Raw genomic sequence first — 14,945 nt, 5'->3', positions numbered from 1 at the left:
AAGGCCGCTCCTACAGGGGGCCGTGCAGCTTGCAAAGAAAAAGGCGACCCGAAGGCCGCCTCTTTCAGAACCGCTACAGCAGGATTAGAACTCGTGATCCGCGGTATCCGGGTTCAGGTTGGCAATGCCCAGCTTGCCCGCGGCCTGCTCGATCGCACCGGTCTGCTTGACCAGGGAGGCGATGGCGTCACGCACGATCTGGTTGCCGGCTGCGTTGTCGGCAGCGATCAGCTGGTCGTAGTGCTCGCCCTTGAGGGCGTGGTCGACGATCACCTGGATCTTGGCTTCGGTGGCTTCCAGGTCGGCCTTGAGGGTGGCGTCGGCGGCCGGGTCTACCTTGGCCACCAGCGACGACAGGCTCGGGCCGGTCACCTTGCTGCCGTCCGGGCGGGTGTACTCGCCCAGGTAGACATTGCGGATGCCCTTGGCGTCGTAGAAGTGCGAGTAGTGGGTGTTGTCGCTGAAACAGTCGTGCTCGTCTTCCGGCGAGTTGGCTTCCAGCGAAACCTTCATGCGTTCGCCAGCCAGTTCACCCAGCGACAGGCTGCCCATGCCGAACAGCATCTTGCGCAGGCCGTCGTTGACCGACTCGGCTTCCAGCTTGGCGCGGTAGTTGTCGGCGACGTTCGGTGCCCAGTTGCCGACCATCTCTTCGAGGTCCTTGACCAGCAGGTCGGTGACCGCTTTCAGGTAGGCACGGCGGCGGTCGTTGTGGCCGCCGGTGGCGCCCTTGCCTTCCAGGTAGTCCGACGCCGGACGGTTGCCCGCGCCCGGGCCGGTGCCGTTCAGGTCCTGGCCCCAGAGCAGGAACTCGATGGCGTGGTAGCCGGTGGCGACGTTGGCCTCGGAGCCGCCCAGCTCGTTCAGGCTGGCCAGCTTCTCGGGGGTGATGTCCTTGACGTCGATCTTCTCTTCGCCCACCTGAATCTCGGTGTTGGCGATGATGTTGGCGTTGGCCGCCGGGTTGCCCAGGGCGTGCTCATAGCTCTTGTCGACGTAGTCGATCAGGCCTTCGTCCAGCGGCCAGGCGTTCACCTGGCCTTCCCAGTCGTCGATGATGGTGTTGCCGAAGCGGAAGGCTTCGCTCTGCAGGTACGGTACGCGCGAGGCGACCCAGGCTTCTTTGGCTGCCTTCAGGGTTTCGTCGTTGGGCTTGGCCAGGAACGCGTCGACTGCGGTCTGCAGGGTCTTGGCGGTGCTCAGCGAATCGCTGTACACGGCGTAGACCAGCTCGGCGTAATGTTTGACCACGGCTTTGCCGGCGGCTTCGTCGACAGCCCCGGGCGCCGCAGCGGTGGTGCTGGCGGCAGCAGGTGCCTGGGCTTGCGGCGCGGCGGCCTTGTCGTCCTTGCCTTCACCGCAACCGGCGAGAGCGATGGCAATGGCCAGCAGACTGGCGGAGGCCAGAGGCATTCGAATCATTATTGGTTTTCCTGCGTCGTGTGGTTGGACCAAGGGGTGGACCGTGCGCCGTGGCACGCGAAACCGCAACATCATGCGAAAGATTTGCATTTGCTGTAAAGGGGGCGGGCATGCAATTCGTGTAAATGCCGGTCACGGCCTGTAACCGGGCAGGCGGCTCAGAGCATCGAAACCTGGTTTCGCTGTGCCTGCTTGAGGAAGTTGGTCAGCTCACGGGCCGACAGCGGCTTGCTGTAGTGGTAGCCCTGGCCCTCGTGGCAGCCCTGGGCGACGATGTAGGTTTCCTGTTCGGCGGTTTCCACGCCTTCGGCGATCACCTGCATCCCCAGGCTCTTGCCCAGCTGGATGATGGCGCGAACGATGGTGGCGTCATCATCGTCGTCCAGCAGGTCCTGGACGAAGCTCTTGTCGATCTTGATCTTGTCCAGCGGCAGCGATTTCAGGTAGCTGAGCGACGAGTAGCCGGTGCCGAAGTCGTCGATGGCAATCAATGCTCCGGAGCGGCGCAGGCTCAGCAGGTGCTGGGCGGCGGTGCTGATGTCTTCCATCAGGCCGGTCTCGGTGACTTCCAGTTCCAGGCTGCGCGGCGGCAGGCGATAGGCTTGCAGCAGGTTGTTGACCACCCGCGGCAGTTCGCTGTGGTGCAGCTGCACGGTGGACAGGTTGACCGCCATGCGCAGCTCGCTGAAGCCCATGTCGTGCCATTCGCGCAATTGCCGGCAGGCCTGGTCGAGCACCCATTCGCCGATGCTGATGATGCTGCCGTTCTGTTCGGCCAGGGGGATGAACTGGTCTGGCGGCACCATGCCCAGCTCCGGGTGCTGCCAGCGCAGCAATGCCTCGACACCGACCACGCGGTGGTCGCGGTAGCTGATCTGTGGCTGGTAAACCAGGTACAGCTGGTTGCGCGGCAGGGCTTCGCGCAGGTCCTTTTCCAGCTCGCGACGGCGGCGCATCTCGCTGTCGACGCTGGCGATGTAGAACTGGTAGCGGTTGCGCGAACGGGCCTTGGCCAGGGTCATGGTCTGTTCGGCTTTCTGCAGCAGCTTCTCGGTGCTGTCGCCGTCTTCCGGGAACAGGGTGATGCCGATGGTGGCGCGCAGGCGGATCTGCTGGTGGTGGTCGAGGTCGAACGGCACTTCCAGGTCGTCGAGGATACTCTGCGCCAGTTCGGCCGCCTCGTAGGGCTGCTCGATATTGGCCTGCACCAGGGCGAACTGGTCACCACCCAGGCGTGCCAGGGCGCCCAGGCGGCCACTGTGGGCGCGCAGGCGGTCGGCCAGGGCCAGCAGCAGCTGGTCGCCGACCTGGTAGCTGAACTGCTCGTTGATGCCCTTGAAGTCGTCCAGGCCTACGCACAGTACCGCCACGCGGTGTTGCAGGCGGCCGCCGTCGACGAGGATCTTGTCCAGTTGCTGCTGCAACTGCTGGCGGTTGGGCAGGCCGGTGAGGAAGTCGTACTGGGCCATGCGTTGCAGGCTGTTTTCCGCCTCGTGGCGCAGATGGGTGTTGCGCTCGATCGAGGCCAGCAGCTGGTTGGCGGTATTTACCCACAGGCCCAGCTCGTTCTTCTCGTGGCCCTTGAGCAGCGGCAGCTGGTGCTGGCTTGGGCGGTCGGGGTTGATCTGGGTGAGGTGCTCGATGATCTTCGACAGCGGTTTGGTCAGCAGCCAGTGGTAGACCAGGTACAGCACCAGGCCCATGGCCAGGGCCCGTAGCACACCGGAGATGAAGATGATCACGGCGTTGATCAGGAAGTCTTCGCCGTAGGACGAGGTGTCCAGGGTGATGCTCAGGTCGCCGTAGTATTCGCTGTAGGGGCCGCGGCCGACCAGTTGCGTGGTGTAGGTACGTTCCTGACCGAGGATCAGGTCGGTCAGCCAGCGCATGGACATGTCCTGCAGCGGGCGGGACTTTTCCGCCAGCATGGTTTCGTTGGGGTGGCCGATGGAGGCCATGCGTACCGATTCGTCCTGGAACAGGCCTTCCATCACCTGCATGCCCATTTCGCGGTCGAGGCTGTATACCGCCTGGGTCGAGGGGTCGCGGAACATGTCGAGAATGCGCTGGGCATCGTTGTTCACGGCCTGGCGGGTCTTGTAGGTGTCGTAGACGATTTGCGCACAGCTGAGCACGACACCGACCGCTAGCGCCGACAGCAGCACGACCCTGAGCAACTTGACCGACAAGCTGTTCCGCAATTCCAGCTTCAATGGGGTTTCCTTAATCCATGCGCATGGCATCATTTTGCCATCAACGATGACGATACACTATCGGCCGACCATCAATAGTGTATCGGTTGCCTGACCCCGCAACTTGAATGCGCTGTAACAATCTTCCAGAGGTTTGATGTTAGCGTGCTATGCGGGCTGAGCAAGCAAAACCGTGCTGGCTTTTTCGCGGGTAAACCCGCTCCCACAGGGATAGCATCAAGTCCACAAGCTGCGCCGTACCTGTGGGAGCGGGTTCACCCGCGAAGAGGCCGGTACAGGCATAAAAAAACCCGGCACCGGGCCGGGTTTTTCGTTCAGGGCTGAATGACTCAGGCCTTGAAGGTCTTGCCTTCGAACTGTTCGGCAACGAAGGCCCAGTTGACCAGGTTCCAGAACGCCTCGACGTACTTCGGACGCAGGTTGCGGTAGTCGATGTAGTAGGCGTGTTCCCAGACGTCGCAGGTCAGCAGCGGGGTGTCGCCGCTGGTCAGCGGGCAGCCGGCGCCGATGGTGCTGGCCAGGGCCAGGGAACCGTCAGCCTTCTTCACCAGCCAGCCCCAGCCGGAACCGAAGGTGCCAACCGAAGTCTTGGTGAACTCTTCCTTGAACTTGTCGAAGGAACCGAAAGCGGCGTTGATGGCGTCAGCCAGGGCACCGGTCGGCTGGCCACCGGCGTTTGGTGCCAGGCAGTTCCAGTAGAAGGTATGGTTCCAGACTTGAGCGGCGTTGTTGAAGATGCCGCCCGAAGAGCTCTTGACTATCTCTTCCAGGGTCTTGCCTTCGAATTCGGTGCCTGGGACCAGGTTGTTCAGGTTCACGACATAGGTGTTGTGGTGCTTGTCGTGGTGATACTCCAGGGTTTCCTTGGAGATGTGCGGCTGCAGGGCATCGTGGGCGTACGGCAGCGGCGGCAATTCAAAAGCCATGGTGGATCTCCTGATTCAGGTCTGTTTGCGGTTTGCGCAAGGCCGATCACGGGCGGCCCGATGAGCGTCGGCGAGTTTGTACTCTTTGCGACGCAAGGGCTGGATCATAGCACCGGGCCCGGCGCATAACCACGCAACAAAGATAGGGAATAGAGGTTCCAGAGCGGTCGGGGCGTGCCGACCGGTGGTGTTCGGCTTATCCCTTGTGGCGCCTGGCAGATCGAGCGCCGCGCGGGCGGCGCTCGGTCTCACAGGCGATAAAGATGTTGTGACAAGCCCAGCTCAGTTGAAGATCAACTGCGCCGCCACCGCGAACATCATCACCGCCACCATCAGGTCGAGCATGCGCCAGGTCGCCGGCCTGGCCAGCCACGGTGCCAGCCAGGCGGCACCGATCGCCAGGGTCGAGAACCACAGCAGCGAGGCGCTGGCAGCGCCGGCCACGTAGGCGCCAGGCGCAGCCTGCTGGGCGCCCAGCGAGCCGATCAGCAGCACCGTGTCGAGGTACACGTGCGGGTTCAGCAGGGTCACCGCCAGGGCGCTGAGCAGTACCGCGCGGCGTGAGCGCGCACCCTGGCCTTGCTGGTGCTGCAGGCTCTGCCTGGAGCAGGCGCTGCGCAAAGCCTTGGCGCCGTACCAGATCAGGAACACCGCACCGCCCCAGCGGGCGATCGCCAGCAACGTCGGGTTGTGCGCCAGCACGGTGGCCAGGCCGAACACTCCGGCCGCCACCAGGATGGCGTCACAGACGATACACAGTGCCGCCACCGGCAAATGATGCTCGCGGCGCAAGCTCTGGGCGAGGACGAAGGCGTTCTGTGCACCGATGGCCATGATCAGGCCGAAGGCCACGAGCATGCCGTTGAGATAGCTTTGCCACATGGCGTGCTCTCCAAAGAGTCCAAAAGATGCTGGTCATTGTGATAAACCACGCTGTATAAGAAAAACAAATAGAGCTGATCCGTCATTAGGAAAATCGATGTTCGACTACAAGCTGCTGGCCGCCCTTGCCGCGGTGATCGAGCAGGGCGGTTTCGAACGCGCGGCGCAGGTGCTGGGCTTGTCGCAGTCGGCCATCTCCCAGCGCATCAAGCTGCTCGAGGCGCGGGTCGGCCAGCCGGTGCTGGTGCGTGCCACACCGCCAAGCCCGACCGAAGTCGGCCGCCAGTTGCTCAACCATGTGCAGCAGGTGCGCCTGCTCGAACGCGACCTGCAGCGCCAGGTGCCGGCGCTGGACGAGGAGGGCATGCCGGAGCGCCTGCGCATCGCCCTCAACGCCGACAGCCTGGCTACCTGGTGGGCCGGCGCAGTGGGCAACTTCTGCGCACAGCAGAACGTGCTGACCGACCTGGTGGTAGAAGACCAGGAAGTGGGCCTGAAACGCATGCGTGCGGGCGAAGTGGCGGCCTGCCTGTGTGGCAGCGAGCGGCCGGTGGCCGGCGCTCGCAGCCTGCCGCTGGGCGCCATGCGCTACCGGGCGCTGGCCAGCCCCGGGTTCATGGCGCGGCATTTTCCGCAGGGCTTCGCTGCCAGCCGCCTGGCCCGTACCCCGGCGATCGTGTACGGCCCGGACGACTTCCTGCAACACCGCTACCTGGCATCGCTGGGCATCGAGGATGGCTTCCTGCACCACTTGTGCCCGTCGTCCGAAGGCTTCCTGCGCATGACCGAAGCCGGCCTGGGCTGGGGCCTGGTGCCGGAACTGCAGGCTCGCGAGCAACTGGTCAGCGGCCAGTTGGTGGAAATCTGCAGCGATACCCCCATCGATGTGCCGCTGTACTGGCATCATTGGCGCAATGGCGGGCAACTGCTCGCGCAACTGACCGACCACCTGCGGCACACCGCACGGCAATGGCTGGTGCCCTTGTAGCCACGGCTGGCGTCAGTTGCATCTGAAATCTGGCAAGACGGAGTCTTACATGCGAATTCTGGTCACCGGCGCGAGTGGCTTCATTGGCGGGCGCTTTGCGCGCTTTGCCCTGGAGCAGGGCCTGGACGTGCGGGTCAGCGGCCGTCGAGCCGAAGGGGTCGAGCACCTGGTCAAGCGCGGCGCCCAGTTCATCCCCGGCGACCTGGGTGATGCCGAGCTGGCACGCCGCCTGTGCCAGGGCGTCGAGGCGGTGGTGCACTGCGCCGGCGCAGTGGGCAACTGGGGGCGCTACCAGGACTTCTATCAAGGCAATGTGGTGGTCACCGAAAACGTGGTCGAGGGCTGCTTGAAGGAGCACGTACGGCGGCTGGTACACCTGTCGTCGCCGTCGATCTACTTCAATGGCCGCTCGCGCCTGGACATCCGGGAAGACCAGGTGCCGCGCCGCTTCAATGACCACTACGGGCAGACCAAGCACATGGCCGAGCAGAAAGTGTTCGGTGCCCAGGAGTTCGGCCTCGAGGTGCTGGCGCTGCGCCCGCGCTTCGTCACCGGCGCCGGCGATGCCAGTATCTTCCCGCGGCTGATGCAGATGCAGCGCAAGGGGCGTGTGGCGATCATCGGCAACGGCCTGAACAAAGTCGATTTCACCAGCGTGCACAACCTCAACGAAGCGCTGCTCAGTGCCCTGTTCGCTGACGACCGGGCGCTGGGCCAGGCCTACAACATCAGCAACGGCCAGCCACTGCCGCTGTGGGACGTGGTCAACTACGTGATGCGCCAGATGCAGTTGCCGCAGGTTACCCGGTACCGCTCCTACGGCCTGGCCTACAGCCTGGCCGCGCTGAACGAGGCGGCCTGCATGTTGTGGCCGGGGCGCCCGCAACCGACCCTGTCGCGCCTGGGGATGCAGGTGATGAGCCGCGATTTCACCCTGGATATCAGCCGCGCCCGGCAGTACCTGGACTACCAGCCCAAGGTCAGCCTGTGGACGGCGCTGGATGAATTCTGTGCCTGGTGGAAGCACCAGCCGCCGGGGCAGTGAAGCCGCTCGGCTGACAATGGTCATCAACGCGCCGCGCTGGCGGTTTATACTCGTGCCTCTTTGCGACTACCGCGGTTGAATGTATCCATGCGTAACCATGCTCACGATGACTACGATGACGTGCCTACCCTGCGGGCCGGCACCCATGACGATGACGAACTGATGCCGGCGCACGTGGTGCGCAGCCGCCAGAAAGCCGCTCGCGGTGCCAGCACGGCGCCGCTATGGGCATTGCTCGGGGCCTCGTTCATCGCCTTGGCGGGCCTTGGCTGGTGGAGCTTCCAGCAGATCTCGCTGATGGAGCAGCAACTGGTGGCGACCCAGGAAAGCTTTGCCCGCATCAGTGAAGAGGCGGCCGGGCGCCTGCAGGCGATCAGCGGCAAGGTGGCGGCCAGCGAATCCGGCGCCACTACCAACAGCGAGGCGTTGAAGCTGCAGCTGCGCCAGTTGCAGAAGGGTGTGGCCGGGCAGACCGGCGACCTGGGCAAGCGCCTGGAGCAGGTGCTGGCCGATACCCGTGAACAGCAGAAGGCCGTGACCGAGCTGCAGAGCCAGTTGCAGGCGCAACTGAAGGCGGTGAATGGCGAGCTGGCCGCGTTGCGCTCGGGCCAGGTCGATGGTGGCAAGCTGGATACCCAGTTCAAGGGCCTGAACGAACAGGTTGCTGCGCTGAAGGCCGCGCAGGCTGATGGCGCCAAGCTGGACGGGCAGCTCAAGAGCCTGGGCAACGAGGTGGCAGCGCTGAAGAAGCAGGGTAACCCGAGCGCGGCCATCCAGGACCTGGAGCAGGACATCCTGGTGCTCAAGAGCCAGATCGACAACCGCCCGGCCGCGGCGGCGTCCAGTGGTGCTTCGGTGCAGGAATTCGACGCCTTCCGGGCGCAGACGACCCGCAACCTGAATACCTTGCAGAGCCAGATCCAGAACCTGCAGCAGCAGATCAATGCCCGGCCGTGACATTGCAGGGGAGGGCTTTGCCCTCCTATCGCGACACAAGGCCGCTCCTACAGGAAATCGCGTTCCTCTGTAGGAGCGGCCTTGTGTCGCGAAAGGGCCGCAAAGCGGCCCCGGCGATTTCAGTTACAACCGCGGATAATCGATGTACCCCACCGGCCCCTTGCCATAGAAAGTCTCCGGCCGCGCCTCGTTCAACGGCGCATCCGCCGCCAGCCGCGCCGGCAGGTCAGGGTTGGCAATGAACGGCACGCCAAACGCCACGGCGTCGGCCTTGCCATTGGCCAGGGCTGCATTGGCACTGGCCTTGTCAAACCGCTCATTGACGATGTACGGGCCACCGAACGCCTCTTTGATCAGCGGGCCGATACTGTCATCGGCTTCCTTTTCCCGCGAGCAGATGAAGGCAATACCCCGCTTGCCCAGCTCACGGGCCACGTAGGTAAAGGTTTCGGCACGGTCGGCATCGCCCATGTCATGGGCATCGGCACGCGGCGCCAGGTGCACGCCCACGCGGTTTGCGCCCCACACCTCGATGGCCGCATCGGTCACTTCCAGCAGCAGCCGCGCACGGTTTTCCAGCGAGCCGCCGTAGCGGTCGGTGCGCTGGTTGGTGCTGCTCTGCAGGAACTGGTCGAGCAGGTAGCCGTTGGCACCGTGGATCTCCACGCCATCGAAACCGGCAGCCTTGGCATTCTCGGCACCGCTGCGGTAGGCCTCGACGATGTCGATGATTTCTTCGGTTTCCAGCGCGCGTGGGGTGGGGTAGTCGCTGAGCGGGCGCACCAGGCTTACATGGCCCTTGGGCTGGATCGCGCTGGGGGCCACCGGCAGCTCGCCGTTCAGGTAGCTGGGGTGGGAGATGCGGCCAACGTGCCACAGCTGCAGGAAGATGCGCCCGCCAGCGGCATGCACGGCCTTGGTCACATTGTTCCAGCCACGCACTTGCTCGTCGTTCCAGATACCAGGGGTATCCGGGTAGCCGACGCCCATGGCGCTGACCGAGGTCGCCTCGCTGAGGATCAGCCCGGCGCTGGCGCGCTGCACGTAGTACTCGGCCATCAGCGCATTGGGCACGCGGCCTTCGTCGGCCCGGCAGCGGGTGAGCGGGGCCATGATGATGCGGTTGGGCAGTTGCAGGTCGCCCAGGGTGATCGGATCGAAAAGCGTGGTCATGACGGTTACCTGCCTGTTCAGAGTGCTTGGCGCAGTTGTTCGAGAAACGCCTGGATAGTGGCTTCGTTGCGTTTGAAGAAGTGCCATTGGCCGATCTTCTGGCTGCTGATCAGCCCGGCGCGCTGCAGCGTGGCCAGGTGGGCGGAGACGGTCGACTGCGACAGGCCGCAGCGTTGGTCGATCTGCCCGGCACACACACCGTTCTCGGTGCTGTGGTACTGGTCGGGGAATTGCGTTGCCGGGTCCTTCAGCCAGCTGAGGATTTCTCGCCTGACCGGGTGGGCCAGCGCTTTTATGATTTCGTCGAGATCGAGAGGCATGGGTTGAGGCTCGTTGTAGCGGTATATCGCGATAGGGCGAAATGTAAATCGTGGATTCCCGATATACAAATATGAAGAGGTTCTGAGCTGAGCACGAATCGCTATATCGCGTTATAACGATATAGGGGGCGGCGGTGCTAGACTGCGCTCATGAACTACCTCGCACACCTGCACCTTGGCGGCCCGGCGCCGCAACAACTGCTTGGCAGCCTGTATGGCGACTTCGTCAAAGGCTCGCTGGAAGGGCGCTTCCCGCCTGCGCTGGAGGCGGCCATCCGGCTGCACCGGCATATCGACAGCTATACCGACCAGCATCCGTTGGTGCTGGCGGCACTGGCGCGCTTTCCGCGGGAGCGGCGGCGCTTTGCCGGCATTGTTCTGGATGTGTTTTTCGACCATTGCCTGGCCCGGCATTGGCGGGATTATGCCGAGCAGCCGCTGGCGCAGTTCACCGGGGACTTTTATCGGGTGCTGCTGGCGGAGCCCGAGTTGCCGGGGCGGCTTGCGCGGATTGCGCCGTTCATGGCGGCGGATGACTGGCTGGGGGCGTATGGCGACTTTGCCACGCTGGAGCAGGTGTTCAACGGCATTGCCCGGCGCTTGTCGCGGCCGGAGGGGATGGCTGGGGTGATGGGGGAGCTGGAGCGGCTGTATGAGCCATTGCTGGCGGACTTCAGGGAGTTTTATCCACAGTTGCAGGCGTTTGCAGCGGCTGGCCGGTTGTCTGGCAGTTAGTCCTGCGCTGGCTTCTTCGCGGGCTTGCCCGCTCCCACAGGTTGGCGCAGTTCTCAAGATATGCGCGGGCCCTGTGGGAGCGGGCAAGCCCGCGAAGAGGCCGGTACTGGCAGTGCAAGAATTCAGGCAGCCCGCGCCTGCCGCCGTGGCGCCAGCTCAACTTCTTCAACCCCGAACAACGCCAGGTGAATCGCCTGCTGCGCCTGCAGCGCCAGCACCGCTCGCTCCTTGCCCACGCTGCCGATCGGCTGCAGCAGGTGAATGCATACCTCGCCCCGCGGCAGGGCAAACAGGCGCATCAGGTGCGACACCAGGTCATCGTCACCAATGAACGGTGCAATCGGGTCGATCTGGCCATCGCGCAGGTACTGGATAGCGACCGGCTGCACCGCCACGCCACGGTCGATGGCGCCTGCCAGCAGGCGACCATGGAAGGTGCGCAGGGTACGGCCGCTGGTGGTGGTGCCTTCCGGGAAGATCAGCAGCGGCCGGGCAAGGCCCAGCTGCCCGGCGATCTGTTCACGCAGGCGCTGGCTGTCGCCCCCGCCACGGCGGATGAACAGGGTGCCGGCCTTTTCCGCCAGCCAGCCGGCCACCGGCCAGTGGCGCACTTCGGCCTTGGACAGGAACGACAGCGGCAGCAGCATGCCGAGCAGCGGGATATCGGTCCAGGACACGTGGTTGCTGACCCACAGCATCGGCCGCTGCGGCAGCTCGCCGACCACCCGCACATCGAAGGGCAGGGCCGCGACCAGGCGCTTCATGAACAGGCAGGTCCAGCGCTGGCGGCGCTCGATCGGCGCCTTGAACCCCAGGCGTTCGCCCAGGGCGATCACGCTGGCCATCAGCATGCCCAGCAGCAGTACCAGCAGCAGTCGAGTCAGGCGGGCCATTACCCGCAGCTTCGGCATCAGACCGCTGCCTTGAAGTGGCGGGCGTAGCGTGGGCACAGTTCGTCGCGCTTGAGCAGGATGAACACGTCGGCCACCTGGAAGTCTTCGTCCCAGCACGGCTCGCCGCAGATCTTCGCGCCCAGGCGCATGTACGCCTTGAGCAGCGGTGGCATTTCGGCAATGACGTTGTTCGGCAGGGCCAGGTTGGGCAACGGGTTCTTCGGCTCGGCGCGCAGGTGCTCGGTGCACAGGTAGCGGTCACGCAGGCGCTGCATCACCGCGTGGGCCTGCACCCCGCCATCCTGCATGGGGATGCTGGCGCAGCCCATCAGGTAGCTGTAGCGGCCTTCGTTGAGCACTTCGGCCAGTTCGCCCCAGAGCACGGCGATGGTGCCGCCGTTGCGGTAATCGGGGGCTACGCAGGTGCGGCCCAGCTCCAGGATCGGGCCCTGCAGCTGCAACAGGCCGTGCAGGCTGAATTCCTCTTCGCTATAGAAGCGGCCCAGGCTGCTGGCGGCCTGATGGTCGAGCAGGCGGGTGGTGGCAACCAGCTCGCCAGTGCTCAGGTCGCGTACGCCAATGTGGCGGCAGTGCACGTCGTAGTCGTCCATGTCCAGGCCTTGCTCGGCTCCTTTGAGCTTGGCCTTGAATTCGGCGCTGAACACTTTGTAGCGCAGGGCCTGGGCTTCCTGCAGGGCCGCAGCGCCAACCAGGCGTTCGGCTTGCAGACGGCGTTCGGTGCTGTTGTCGCCAGCGTGAGCGATCCGAGTCATTACGAGTCTCCATAAGCCAGCCATGAAGGGTTGCGGCCGGTCGGCTTTGTTGTGCAAAGTCAGCCTAGGTAGATGGGGTGTCACCCCTGTGAATCTTTGGTGATGCTTGCGTGACACCCCCTGAGCCTCAACTGAAAGCCCCTCAGCAAGGAGCCGACCGATGGCCTGGTTGCAACGACTCAACGACCCGCTTCGCCAAGCGCTGGCGGGCACCCTGGGCGAAACCTATGCCGCGCTGCTCGAGCGCCTTGGCCCGGTTGCCCCGTTCGAACTGGCGGTGCTCGGCGGGCGCGCGATGGCCACCCCGGGCCTGGCCTTCCTGGTCGGCTACCAGGCCGCCTTGCGCGTGCTGTGGCCCAGTGCTCCACCCAGCCTCGGTGCCCTGTGCGCCACCGAGCGGCGCAGCGTGCGGCCGGCGGACATGCGCACGCGCCTGGACGGCTTGCGGCTGACCGGCAGCAAGGACTTCGTCACTGCCGGCCTGGAGGCGGAATGGCTGCTGGTGGCGGCGCGCTGCGAGGCGACGGGCGCGGCGCCGCAGTTGAACCTGGCGGTGGTCTACCCCGGGGAGCCTGGTGTGACGCTGGAAGCGCTGCCGACCCTGCCGCTGATGCCGGAGGTGGGCCATGGGCGACTGGTGCTGGAGCAGGCGGCGTGCGAGTTGCTGGCCGGTGATGGTTGGGATGCCTATGTGAAGCCGTTCCGTTCGCTGGAGGACTTGTATGTGCTTACGGCGTTGACGGCCTGGCTATATGGCGTGGGGCAGGAGTGCGCCTGGCCGCAGGCCCTGCGCCTGCAGTTGCTTGGGCTGCTGGCCGGGTGTGCCGAAGGTAGCCGGCAGTGCGCCGATAGCGTTGGTTGCCATTTGTTGCTAGGGGGATTGTTTGCACAGTTCCAGGCGCTGCGAGGGGAGATCGATGCTGCGTTGGCGGCGGGGCCGGCGCAGTGGGCGCAGATCTGGCAGCGTGACCAGGGGGTGATGGCGCTGGCGGCGGCGGCGCGGGAGAAGCGGCTGAACAAGGCTTGGGCTGCTGCGGGATTGTCATGAATGCCTGATAGGTTTGTGTGATCCGATGAATCCTGGGGCCGCTTTGCGGCCCTTTCGCGACACAAGGCCGCTCCTACAGGTACAGCGTCAGCCTGAACTTGACGCGTTCCTCTGTAGGAGCGGCCTTGTGTCGCGATAGGGCTGCGCAGCGGCCCCAATAACGGCGATCACGATGAAGGTACTGTTGATCATCCTGATAATGGTTGCGGGTTGTGCCCGGGCCGAAGACTGGCCCGAACCCGACTGGCCAATCGACAACACCCCCCTCGACTGGCAAGCCGTCGACGCCTACGCCTTCCCCGCACACGCCACCCCCGAACGCAGCGGCATCCGCACCGACGCCCTGCTGATCATCCGCGACGGTCGCATCCTCCACGAACGCTACGCCGCCCCCAATACCGCCGCCACCGCCCACCTGACCTGGTCGATCAGCAAGAGCGTACTCGCCACGCTATTGGGCGTAGCCCAGGGCGAAGGCCGCTTCCAGCTGCAGGACCCGGTCACCCGCTTCTACCCGGCCATGCACGCCCATCCCGGCGTGCGCATGGCCGATCTGCTGCATTGGGCCAGCGGCCTGGACTGGCAGGAAGACTACGAGTACGCCCCGCTCAAGTCCTCGGTGGTGGCCATGCTGTATACCCGTGGCCGCGAGGACATGGCGGCCTATACGGCGGCGCGGGAAGCGGCGGCCAGCCCGGGCCAGCGGTTTCTCTATTCCAGTGGCGACAGCAACCTGCTGGCCGCCGCGTTGCGCGGCATGCTCGATGCCGGTCAGTACCCCGACTACCCCTGGCATGCGCTGTTCACCCCGTTGGGGATCGACAGCGCGGTATGGGAGCGGGACCGCGCGGGTACCTATGTGGGTTCGTCCTACCTGTACCTCAGCGCTCGCGACCTGGCGCGCATCGGCCTGCTGATGCAGCGCGACGGGCGCTGGCAGGATCGGCAATTGCTGCCCAAGCCCTGGGTGGCTTTCAACCGCACGCCGTTTGCCGAGGCCGAAGCGCTGCCCGGCGAGGCCAACCCCGGTGGCCACTGGTGGCTCAACCAGCCGCTGGCCGGCGCTGCACGGCCTTGGCCGAGTGCACCCGCGGACACCTACGCAGCCCTTGGCCACTGGGGCCAGGCGCTGTACGTGCTGCCCGCGCAAAAGCTGGTGATCGTGCGTTACGCCGATGATCGCGACGGCAGCTACCAGCACGACGAACTGCTCAAGCGGATACTCGCGGCGCTGGCCGGGGAGGGGGCATGAAGCGGGTGCTGCTGGTGGTGTTGCTGGGGCTGGTGTACTGGGCCTGGCACGAGCGCCAGGCCTTGGCGGACTTCCCCGGTATCCTTTCGGCCTACTCGGCCAAGGAATATTGCTCGTGCCGCTTCGTCATGGGGTTCGAGCCGGCGTATTGCCAAGGCTACGTGAAGCAATGGCTGCCGCTGAGCCTGCTGGAGGAAGACAGCCAACAGCGGCAGGTCACCGCTGAAGGCCTGGGCCGTCGCAATCAGGCCGCCTGGCAAGGCCCGCGCGAGGGCTGCCGCTTGCTGCCGTGAAGGCGGGCGGGTAAGGTTGGCGGCC

At 64.9% G+C, this 14,945-nt stretch carries 15 protein-coding genes; 7 read left to right on the top strand and 8 right to left on the bottom strand.

The window, feature by feature from the left end:
• Positions 1-84: 84 nt before the first annotated feature.
• The 4 genes from C163_RS21320 to C163_RS21305 form a co-directional block, all read right to left on the bottom strand.
• Positions 85-1,422 (bottom strand): imelysin family protein, encoded by a 1,338-nt coding sequence (locus tag C163_RS21320; protein WP_025340520.1) that lies wholly within the window; start codon positions 1,420-1,422, stop codon positions 85-87.
• A 158-nt stretch (positions 1,423-1,580) separates the two neighbouring features.
• Entirely contained in the window at positions 1,581-3,635 is a 2,055-nt protein-coding gene (locus tag C163_RS21315) for a bifunctional diguanylate cyclase/phosphodiesterase (protein ID WP_025340519.1), read from the bottom strand.
• A 329-nt stretch (positions 3,636-3,964) separates the two neighbouring features.
• Positions 3,965-4,561 carry a superoxide dismutase gene (locus C163_RS21310; RefSeq protein WP_013974076.1) on the bottom strand — a complete coding sequence of 199 codons (597 nt, stop codon included), beginning with the start codon at positions 4,559-4,561 and terminating at the stop codon, positions 3,965-3,967.
• A 282-nt stretch (positions 4,562-4,843) separates the two neighbouring features.
• Complete coding sequence (locus C163_RS21305; RefSeq protein ID WP_003258234.1) at positions 4,844-5,443, bottom strand: LysE/ArgO family amino acid transporter; 600 nt, start codon at positions 5,441-5,443, stop codon at positions 4,844-4,846.
• Between the two features lie 97 nt (positions 5,444-5,540).
• On the opposite strand from C163_RS21305, the gene C163_RS21300 reads away from it, so the two are divergent.
• From C163_RS21300 to C163_RS21290, 3 genes are all read left to right on the top strand, one after another.
• Positions 5,541-6,431, top strand: a complete 891-nt coding sequence (locus C163_RS21300) for a LysR family transcriptional regulator ArgP (protein ID WP_025340518.1) — start codon at positions 5,541-5,543, stop codon at positions 6,429-6,431.
• A 49-nt stretch (positions 6,432-6,480) separates the two neighbouring features.
• Positions 6,481-7,476 carry an NAD(P)-dependent oxidoreductase gene (locus C163_RS21295; RefSeq protein WP_025340517.1) on the top strand — a complete coding sequence of 332 codons (996 nt, stop codon included), beginning with the start codon at positions 6,481-6,483 and terminating at the stop codon, positions 7,474-7,476.
• Positions 7,477-7,563: 87 nt separating this feature from the next.
• A complete protein-coding gene (locus tag C163_RS21290) occupies positions 7,564-8,433 on the top strand; it encodes a hypothetical protein (RefSeq protein ID WP_025340516.1) in 870 nt (289 codons plus the stop codon).
• A 123-nt stretch (positions 8,434-8,556) separates the two neighbouring features.
• Here C163_RS21290 and C163_RS21285 read toward each other — a convergent pair whose 3' ends face one another.
• Together C163_RS21285 and C163_RS21280 are read right to left on the bottom strand one after the other, a co-directional pair.
• The gene (locus C163_RS21285; protein ID WP_013974072.1) at positions 8,557-9,606 is read right to left on the bottom strand and encodes an alkene reductase; all 1,050 of its coding nucleotides are present in this window, start codon (positions 9,604-9,606) and stop codon (positions 8,557-8,559) included.
• Positions 9,607-9,623: 17 nt separating this feature from the next.
• Positions 9,624-9,926 carry a helix-turn-helix transcriptional regulator gene (locus tag C163_RS21280; protein WP_003258229.1) on the bottom strand — a complete coding sequence of 101 codons (303 nt, stop codon included), beginning with the start codon at positions 9,924-9,926 and terminating at the stop codon, positions 9,624-9,626.
• A gap of 150 nt (positions 9,927-10,076) precedes the next feature.
• On the opposite strand from C163_RS21280, the gene C163_RS21275 reads away from it, so the two are divergent.
• Positions 10,077-10,661, top strand: a complete 585-nt coding sequence (locus tag C163_RS21275; protein WP_025340515.1) for an ACP phosphodiesterase — start codon at positions 10,077-10,079, stop codon at positions 10,659-10,661.
• 122 nt (positions 10,662-10,783) lie between these two features.
• Here C163_RS21275 and C163_RS21270 read toward each other — a convergent pair whose 3' ends face one another.
• Entirely contained in the window at positions 10,784-11,572 is a 789-nt protein-coding gene (locus C163_RS21270; RefSeq protein ID WP_025340514.1) for a lysophospholipid acyltransferase family protein, read from the bottom strand.
• Positions 11,572-12,327, bottom strand: a complete 756-nt coding sequence (gene olsB / locus C163_RS21265; protein ID WP_015271672.1) for an L-ornithine N(alpha)-acyltransferase — start codon at positions 12,325-12,327, stop codon at positions 11,572-11,574. Before olsB ends, C163_RS21270 begins: the two co-directional genes overlap by 1 nt.
• 160 nt (positions 12,328-12,487) lie before the next feature.
• On the opposite strand from olsB, the gene C163_RS21260 reads away from it, so the two are divergent.
• The 3 genes from C163_RS21260 to C163_RS21250 all read left to right on the top strand — a co-directional run bounded on the left by C163_RS21260 (position 12,488) and on the right by C163_RS21250 (position 14,920).
• A complete protein-coding gene (locus C163_RS21260; protein WP_025340513.1) occupies positions 12,488-13,375 on the top strand; it encodes an acyl-CoA dehydrogenase in 888 nt (295 codons plus the stop codon).
• A gap of 172 nt (positions 13,376-13,547) precedes the next feature.
• Positions 13,548-14,627, top strand: a complete 1,080-nt coding sequence (locus C163_RS21255; RefSeq protein ID WP_025340512.1) for a serine hydrolase — start codon at positions 13,548-13,550, stop codon at positions 14,625-14,627.
• On the top strand, positions 14,624-14,920 hold the full coding sequence (locus C163_RS21250) for a hypothetical protein (RefSeq protein WP_025340511.1): 297 nt from the start codon (positions 14,624-14,626) through the stop codon (positions 14,918-14,920). The genes C163_RS21255 and C163_RS21250 overlap by 4 nt, the downstream gene beginning before the upstream one ends.
• Positions 14,921-14,945 lie beyond the last annotated feature (25 nt).

This window comes from Pseudomonas sp. FGI182 (assembly GCF_000511325.1).
GTDB lineage: Bacteria > Pseudomonadota > Gammaproteobacteria > Pseudomonadales > Pseudomonadaceae > Aquipseudomonas > Aquipseudomonas putida_Z.
This window is presented reverse-complemented; position numbering and strand designations above follow the sequence as displayed.

Coding starts and splice junctions, on each gene's coding strand:
- C163_RS21320 (WP_025340520.1), bottom strand. CDS start 1,422: ATGATTCGAATGCCTCTGGCCTCCGCCAGTCTGCTGGCCATTGCCATC.
- C163_RS21310 (WP_013974076.1), bottom strand. CDS start 4,561: ATGGCTTTTGAATTGCCGCCGCTGCCGTACGCCCACGATGCCCTGCAG.
- C163_RS21305 (WP_003258234.1), bottom strand. CDS start 5,443: ATGTGGCAAAGCTATCTCAACGGCATGCTCGTGGCCTTCGGCCTGATC.
- C163_RS21300 (WP_025340518.1), top strand. CDS start 5,541: ATGTTCGACTACAAGCTGCTGGCCGCCCTTGCCGCGGTGATCGAGCAG.
- C163_RS21295 (WP_025340517.1), top strand. CDS start 6,481: ATGCGAATTCTGGTCACCGGCGCGAGTGGCTTCATTGGCGGGCGCTTT.
- C163_RS21290 (WP_025340516.1), top strand. CDS start 7,564: ATGCGTAACCATGCTCACGATGACTACGATGACGTGCCTACCCTGCGG.
- C163_RS21285 (WP_013974072.1), bottom strand. CDS start 9,606: ATGACCACGCTTTTCGATCCGATCACCCTGGGCGACCTGCAACTGCCC.
- C163_RS21280 (WP_003258229.1), bottom strand. CDS start 9,926: ATGCCTCTCGATCTCGACGAAATCATAAAAGCGCTGGCCCACCCGGTC.
- C163_RS21275 (WP_025340515.1), top strand. CDS start 10,077: ATGAACTACCTCGCACACCTGCACCTTGGCGGCCCGGCGCCGCAACAA.
- C163_RS21270 (WP_025340514.1), bottom strand. CDS start 11,572: ATGCCGAAGCTGCGGGTAATGGCCCGCCTGACTCGACTGCTGCTGGTA.
- olsB (WP_015271672.1), bottom strand. CDS start 12,327: ATGACTCGGATCGCTCACGCTGGCGACAACAGCACCGAACGCCGTCTG.
- C163_RS21260 (WP_025340513.1), top strand. CDS start 12,488: ATGGCCTGGTTGCAACGACTCAACGACCCGCTTCGCCAAGCGCTGGCG.
- C163_RS21255 (WP_025340512.1), top strand. CDS start 13,548: ATGAAGGTACTGTTGATCATCCTGATAATGGTTGCGGGTTGTGCCCGG.
- C163_RS21250 (WP_025340511.1), top strand. CDS start 14,624: ATGAAGCGGGTGCTGCTGGTGGTGTTGCTGGGGCTGGTGTACTGGGCC.